Raw genomic sequence first — 6,437 nt, 5'->3', positions numbered from 1 at the left:
GAATTGACATAGCAAACAACTTCTGCTTCCGGATATCTTTTTTTTAGAATTTGCAAATCTTCGGTTGTTTTCATATTTGCCAGCGGACAATCAGCATCGAAATGTGACATCAGGACTTTCTTCTCAGGATTCAATATTTTAGCAGTTTCAGCCATGATCTTTATTCCGCATAGAAGGATCATGTCAGCATCTGTTTCTGCAGCAACTCTCGCCATTTGCAACGAATCTCCAACATAATCCGCAATTTTTTGAACTTCCAAATCCTGGTAGTTGTGAGCAATGACAAAACAGTTTTTATCTTTTTTCAGTTTGGCTGCAATTCGATACAATTCTTCGTTTGAGAGAGAATTCCAATCAATATTTTCCATTTTTCAATCTCCTGGACTCATGAATTAAAACACTTTTAGATGCATATTGCATTCCAAATTTGTAAACATTTCTTTTCAGCAAAAAAATATTCTCCAAGCATTAACCAAAAATAGTCGCGACCAAATCAGGATTTGGAGGATTTATGATCGAAAGAATTTTAAAAAAAGTCGTTCAAAATAATTTTCTTAAAGGAAAAGGAATAATCATAACAGGACCCAGGCAAAGCGGGAAAACAACACTATTACAGATGATCAGAAATGAGCTTAATTCCAAATCGATCTTTCTTAATTGTGATGAATCCGATACCAGAGAAGTTTTAACCGAGGTAACATCGACACAATTGAAAGAATTGTTAGGCAGTGCTGAATTTGTTTTTATCGATGAAGCTCAAAGAGTAAAAAACATTGGAATTACCTTAAAATTAATAATCGACCAAATTCCGGAAAAATAGTTGATAGTTACGGGTTCTTCCTCATTAGAACTGGCATATACGATCAATGAACCTTTGACCGGAAGAAAGTTTGAATATCTTTTGTTACCTATTTCCACCCAGGAATTGGTAAGTTCAGAACACCTGACCTCTAAAAATATTTGTTGAGACTATTTATTAGATTTGGTGTCATTGTTAAATCCTTGAGGTCAGGTGTTCTGAATTTTAATAAAATTTATGCGAAATTGTATTTCTGGAGAACGAAACATAAACAGAAAATCGATTTGCTCGAAGAAAAGGAAGGAAAATTATTTGCTTATGAATTCAAATGGAATCCTAATAAAAAATTCATTTTTACACCTTCTTTAATAAAAGCCTATCCAAATACTGAAAAAAAATCATAACAAAAGAGAATTATCTTGATTTTGTAACCTGAAATAGTTGCGACTTTTTTTGGTCATAACCAAGAATTGTTATGACTATTTTAGGATTACTGATTGTGTCTGTAGATCGGAACTTGTTCCGATCAATAGTAGCACAGAATTGCATTCTGTGATAACATTTAAAGTATGCAAAACACATTTTACAAAAATGTGCTACTCAAACAGGATGATTGAGTTACGAATATTCATTCCCGATCCTCGAAATAATAAAAGGAGTTTTCCCGCTCTTTTTCTTTTCCAGTTGGGAAACCTGATGGAATTCTAATTTGATCTGATTTCCCAATCTTTTCCGCAATCCTTTCTCCAACTCGATTTGAGATTTTTTATTAAAAGAATCATCGACAACTAAATTTACAACAATATGTTCGAGCGAGTTCTGGATAAGTTGGGAGCAGACTACTCCTTTTGCATTATCGATAGAATGCGACATCACGGAGCCAAGAAATCTACCGTCCGGAGTTTGAATGAAATCGCATTGTTTGCCGGAAATTTCTTTTACAATTCGGAAATTTCTTTTACATTTACAAGCTTTAATTGGTTTTTCAATCTGAACAATATCACTGATTTTATACCTGATCAAAGGCATCGAATAATTGTAAAGACTTGTTCCGACAAGTTCGCCGAAACCTTTTTCAGAAGTATCATTTCCGCATTCATCTACAATTTCGTGAAAAGCAAAATCTTCTATCAAATGCAGATTTCCCTGTTCACATTCCGAGATCATTGCCGCACATTCGTGAAGAGAAAAGAAATTGTAAACTTTGCAATTATACGCTTTTTCTAAGAGTCCCCGTTTATTTTTAGATAAAGTTTCTCCATATGTAACGATCGATTGTGGAGAATGGATTTTAATTCCTTCCTCGTCAGCAAATTTGCTCAACATCAAAATATCAAAAGGAAATCCCATGAAAAATCTCGGTTGGAAACGTTTTATTTCATTGATAACTTTGAGAGCTGATTCTTTTTTCAATCGATTGGAATCGAAACGCAAGATATTGTAAAATTTATTATAATGGAAATCATTGTTTTTGAAATAATAACTCTGAATACTGAAAGTCTTTTTTCCAATTGAATATCCAGCCCATTTGTAACTTCGTAACAAAGCAGCGATCTTATTTGCCTGCACCGAATTATCGAGGACAAAATGAAGCGGAGTTCCTGTAGTGCCGCTGGTCGAATCCCAGGTTATTCCATATTTTTTGGCATTATCTGCGATAAATTCACCTTTCCTTGTGCGAACTGTTTCTTTATCTAACAAAGGAATTTTATGTAAATCTTTTCTTCCCTGAAATGAAGTTAAATCCAAAACAATTTCTTTAAAAAGTTTTCGATAGTAAGGAACATATTTTCCAGCGTGTTGGACCAGTTTTATCAGCATTTCATCTTGATAATTTTGCAGTTTTTCTTTAGACCAATACTGACTTTTTTTATAGAAGGAATATCTTTTTAAGGTTTTAATTGGTATTTGGAAGATTGATTTTTCCAATGTTTATCCTTTTTTGTAGTTCGGAACTTGTTCCGAGACAAAATCACAGAAATCGATCAAACTCGGTTAATATTTTACAAATCGAAAAGATGCACATTAAATGTTCTCGGAACAAGTTCCGAACTACATTTTTATCATCTCATACCTCTTGATGATCTTTTTCGCAGTTTTGATCATTGGCGGTCCGATGAATCTTTCATTTATAATCGCTACTTTTTTTCTCAGTTTCTTTGCTTGCGCATTTAATCTCAACAATTCTTTTGCCTTTTTATATTCTTCTTCCGAAGGAGTAAAATATTTGTGTGTAAGTTCGATTTCTTTTGGATGCAACAGCAGTTTTCCTTCAAATCCAAGCGCTTTTGCCACCTTCAGTTCCTTCTCCAAATCTTGCAGATTATGAACATTCGTGTGTAGTGTATCGATAGGAATAATTCCTGCTGCTCTTGCTGCCATCGCGATATTTGCTCTCGGAACTAAAAGTGCGATATTTTCTTCATCGTGAGTTCCCTGCAGATCGTTGAGAAAATCTTCGCTTCCGAAACAAACAGCAATTATTCTTTTTGAGGAATTACATATTTTCTGAATGGATAAAACAGCTTCTGTAGTCTCGATCAAAGGAATTATTTTGAATTTTCCAGTTGGAAATTCTTTCCCCTTTTCGATTTTATCTAATAATTTTTCTAAAAAAATTACATCTTGTTCGTTTTGAGATTTGGGTAGAATAAAACCAAATATTCCTTCGATTGTCAGAGTTTTTATTTCATCTTCCAGCAAATCGCTTTCTCGATCATTCAGTCGCACTAAAACATGGAAATTTTGGAATAATCCTGACTCTACTTTTTCTTTGATGATTTCCCGAGCCTTCGTTTTCTCCGAATCAAGAACAGAATCTTCAAGGTCAAGAATGAGTGCATCTGCATTTGTCTTGGAAGCGCTTAACATCAATTTTGTGCTGTTTCCCGGAACGAAAAGCAGGCTGCGGAGGAGGTAGTTTTTTTGCGTCATTTTATTTTTCATTTTTCTTACCCGCGGAATACACGAAAGGATGCGAAATTACTTTATAAAACAACTTGCTAAATTGTCATTATTATATTCGTTTTATTATCGGTTTATTCTCTCTAACAAGAAAGCATCTTGTTTTACGAATCTTTCTTCGGAACCAAAACATGTCTCCGAAAAGTCAGAACCTTTTCATTATTCTGATTAAATGCCCGAGTCTCCACAAAAACAATTCCTCGATCAGGTTTAGTTTTTGATTCCCTAACTTTGAGGATTTCAGTTTCAGCACGGATTGTATCTCCGATAAAAACAGGATTGTTATGAGTAACTTTTTCATAATCGAGATTTGCGATTGCTTTCCCGCTGATCTCGGAAACCGTCATTCCTGCAACAATACTGAAAACGAGAGTTCCGACGACAAGTGGTTTACCGTAAGTTTCAGTTTCGCAATATTGCTGATCAAGGTGCAAAGGATGATGATTCATTGTTAATAAACAGAATAGATTGTTGTCGCTTTCGGTGATGGTTTTAGCGGGATAATGTTGATAAACATCTCCAACTTTGAATTCTTCCAGATATCTGCCGAAAGTTTTTTTCATTTCATGGATCATAATTTTTTCCTTTTTGCCTGCGAAATATGCGAAAAATCGCGAAAAGCATTATCTATTAACAAGATTTGAATCTTATTTTACAGGTATTTTTTCAAATCCGAAGCCAGAAGCATGATTGCTTTTTTTATCCTTTTCTTTGCCAAGGGTTTGAAGTATTCGGAACGGTGGATAGGTCTATCTACTTTCCTTTCACCTTTGAGAAAAGTAAATATCTGCAGTTTTACTTCAGGAAAATACGACATCAAAGTATGTGTTGATCTGCTGCCGAAAGTTACCTGCTTCAAGTCGCAATAATCACCGCCAAGTTGACTTTCTAACTGGAACAAGTAACAACTAATCTGTGAATGAATCGTTTTCAGCAGGCTGAAATCAACCAAAATCCTTTTCATCATTGCATTTTCAGTATAAGCTTTACATTAGATGCCCATAACAAAATTCTGGTCGATATTTACTTGTTTAACAACACTATCATAAGTTGTGACCAATTCCTCGATTTTCTTTCTTATATCATATTTCATCAGCAAATAGTCCTAAATCGTATCTTAAATTTTCAATTCTTTCTTCTGCTTTTTTACAATATTCTTCCGAGATATCGAGACCAAGATAATTTCTTTTTAATCTCTTGGCAACAACTGTAGTTGTACCAACTCCATTAAAAGGATCTAAAACAATGTCACCTCGATAACTGAAAAGTTTCAGAACTCTCTCGACCAATTCTTGCGGGAACATGGCAGGATGACCAAATTCTTTCATTTTTCTTTCCGGAGCAATAGACCATTTGGCAACAACCCATTTTTTAAATTCATCAGCAGAAATATCTATGTTTTCTTTTACTCCGGGCTTTTTTAACGAACCTTTACAGAAGATTTCAATAAATTCCCAGGTATATTTCAAATAGGGATTACTCGGACTTTTCCAGCTTCCCCAGGCAGTATATTTGCAGTTGTAATTATTTTTTTCCCAGAGAATTTCACCTTTCCAGATTAGTTTTTCTTTGATGAAGAAATTACTTATGATTTGGTGACTTGGAATATAATCCGAAAATAGAGGTTGAACATTAATAATTATCCTGCCGCCATATTTCAAAACTCTGATGCATTCTTTAAATATTTTGAACAATTTTGAAAAATAGTCTTCCCAATATGAAGTATCCTGATCCTCTGCATATTCCAAACCGAAATTATACGGAGGGGAAGTAAAAACCAAATCGACAGAATTATCCGGAATCTTCTTTAAAAAAAATTCGGAATCAGCGGTAATGATCCTGTTCTTATATTTTTCCGGAAATGAATTTTCTTCTTTTGTGAACTCATTTCCCTGTGCATAAAAATACTGACTTCTTTGCTGTTCTTTAACTTTCCTGCTTTTTACTTTTCTCTCTTTATTATAATCGACATAATTCCTTTTTTTCCCGTTGATTCCGTAACTTTTTATCTGTTCAATTGAATTTAGAACATCTTGAAATATCTTCTTTTTTGAATAATAAGAAATACGAGAAGAAACATCTTTCAAATTATTAAGATCAACTTCTTTCAATAAGACTACAACTCGATTATTGTCGCACTCTAGTCTTATCTCATTTTCGTTGAATGAACTATTGAAAATTTTAATAGCCTGCAAATCTCTGTCATCTAACCGATCAGGATATTTTAAAACAATTTCTTTATACATTAATTATCTCCGTTTACATTGATAATATCAAAAAACAATCCACTAAATTTTTTAAATCTATTTTCTTTTAGAAAGAACCTTTATTTCCGTCAAAGGAAAAATGCAAATTATTCCTAAACAAGATTGGAATCATGTCTTACAATTATCCAACAACCTCCAGAATATTCCCATCCGGATCAAGAAATTGAAAAGTAAATGTATCATCAGCAACCTGATCCGGTTTTTCCTGCAGGATTTTTACTCCTGCTTCTTTTAATTTATGGAAATTTTCCTGCGTTGTTTTTTCCGCTTCCAAAAAGAAACTCAATCGGCAGGTTTTGTTATCGATGTTTGTAGTGTCAAGTCAAGTGTATAACAAACAATCTTGTTTGTTCCAATTGCACAAGCAGGATTGCTTGTGATACAATTTTAATCCGTCATTTCAATCT

7 protein-coding genes and 1 pseudogene are annotated in these 6,437 nt (G+C 33.8%); 1 reads left to right on the top strand and 7 read right to left on the bottom strand.

What is annotated here, in order from left to right; translation table 11 throughout:
* The coding region (locus tag ENL20_09910; protein HHE38871.1) for a quinolinate synthase NadA at nt 1–368 on the bottom strand (368 nt) is incomplete at its 3' end.
* A gap of 143 nt (nt 369–511) precedes the next feature.
* Here ENL20_09910 and ENL20_09905 point away from each other — a divergent pair.
* Nucleotides 512–1,235: pseudogene (locus tag ENL20_09905) on the top strand (ATP-binding protein).
* Nucleotides 1,236–1,417: 182 nt separating this feature from the next.
* Here the strand turns inward: ENL20_09905 and ENL20_09900 are convergent.
* From ENL20_09900 to ENL20_09875, 6 genes are all read right to left on the bottom strand, one after another.
* Complete coding sequence (locus tag ENL20_09900; protein HHE38870.1) at nt 1,418–2,728, bottom strand: phenylacetate--CoA ligase family protein; 1,311 nt, start codon at nt 2,726–2,728, stop codon at nt 1,418–1,420.
* Between the two features lie 123 nt (nt 2,729–2,851).
* The gene (locus ENL20_09895; protein ID HHE38869.1) at nt 2,852–3,733 is read right to left on the bottom strand and encodes a CoA ester lyase; all 882 of its coding nucleotides are present in this window, start codon (nt 3,731–3,733) and stop codon (nt 2,852–2,854) included.
* 134 nt (nt 3,734–3,867) lie between these two features.
* Nucleotides 3,868–4,338 carry a MaoC family dehydratase gene (locus tag ENL20_09890; GenBank protein HHE38868.1) on the bottom strand — a complete coding sequence of 157 codons (471 nt, stop codon included), beginning with the start codon at nt 4,336–4,338 and terminating at the stop codon, nt 3,868–3,870.
* Nucleotides 4,339–4,415: 77 nt separating this feature from the next.
* On the bottom strand, nt 4,416–4,730 hold the full coding sequence (locus ENL20_09885) for a hypothetical protein (GenBank protein HHE38867.1): 315 nt from the start codon (nt 4,728–4,730) through the stop codon (nt 4,416–4,418).
* Between the two features lie 115 nt (nt 4,731–4,845).
* On the bottom strand, nt 4,846–6,009 hold the full coding sequence (locus ENL20_09880; GenBank protein HHE38866.1) for a site-specific DNA-methyltransferase: 1,164 nt from the start codon (nt 6,007–6,009) through the stop codon (nt 4,846–4,848).
* Between the two features lie 142 nt (nt 6,010–6,151).
* The gene (locus tag ENL20_09875) at nt 6,152–6,337 is read right to left on the bottom strand and encodes a hypothetical protein (protein ID HHE38865.1); all 186 of its coding nucleotides are present in this window, start codon (nt 6,335–6,337) and stop codon (nt 6,152–6,154) included.
* Nucleotides 6,338–6,437 lie beyond the last annotated feature (100 nt).

The organism is Candidatus Cloacimonadota bacterium (assembly GCA_011372345.1).
In the GTDB taxonomy this organism is placed as follows: Bacteria; Cloacimonadota; Cloacimonadia; order Cloacimonadales; family TCS61; genus DRTC01.
Note: the sequence above shows the minus strand (reverse complement) of the source record. Positions and strands in the feature narration are given on the sequence as shown.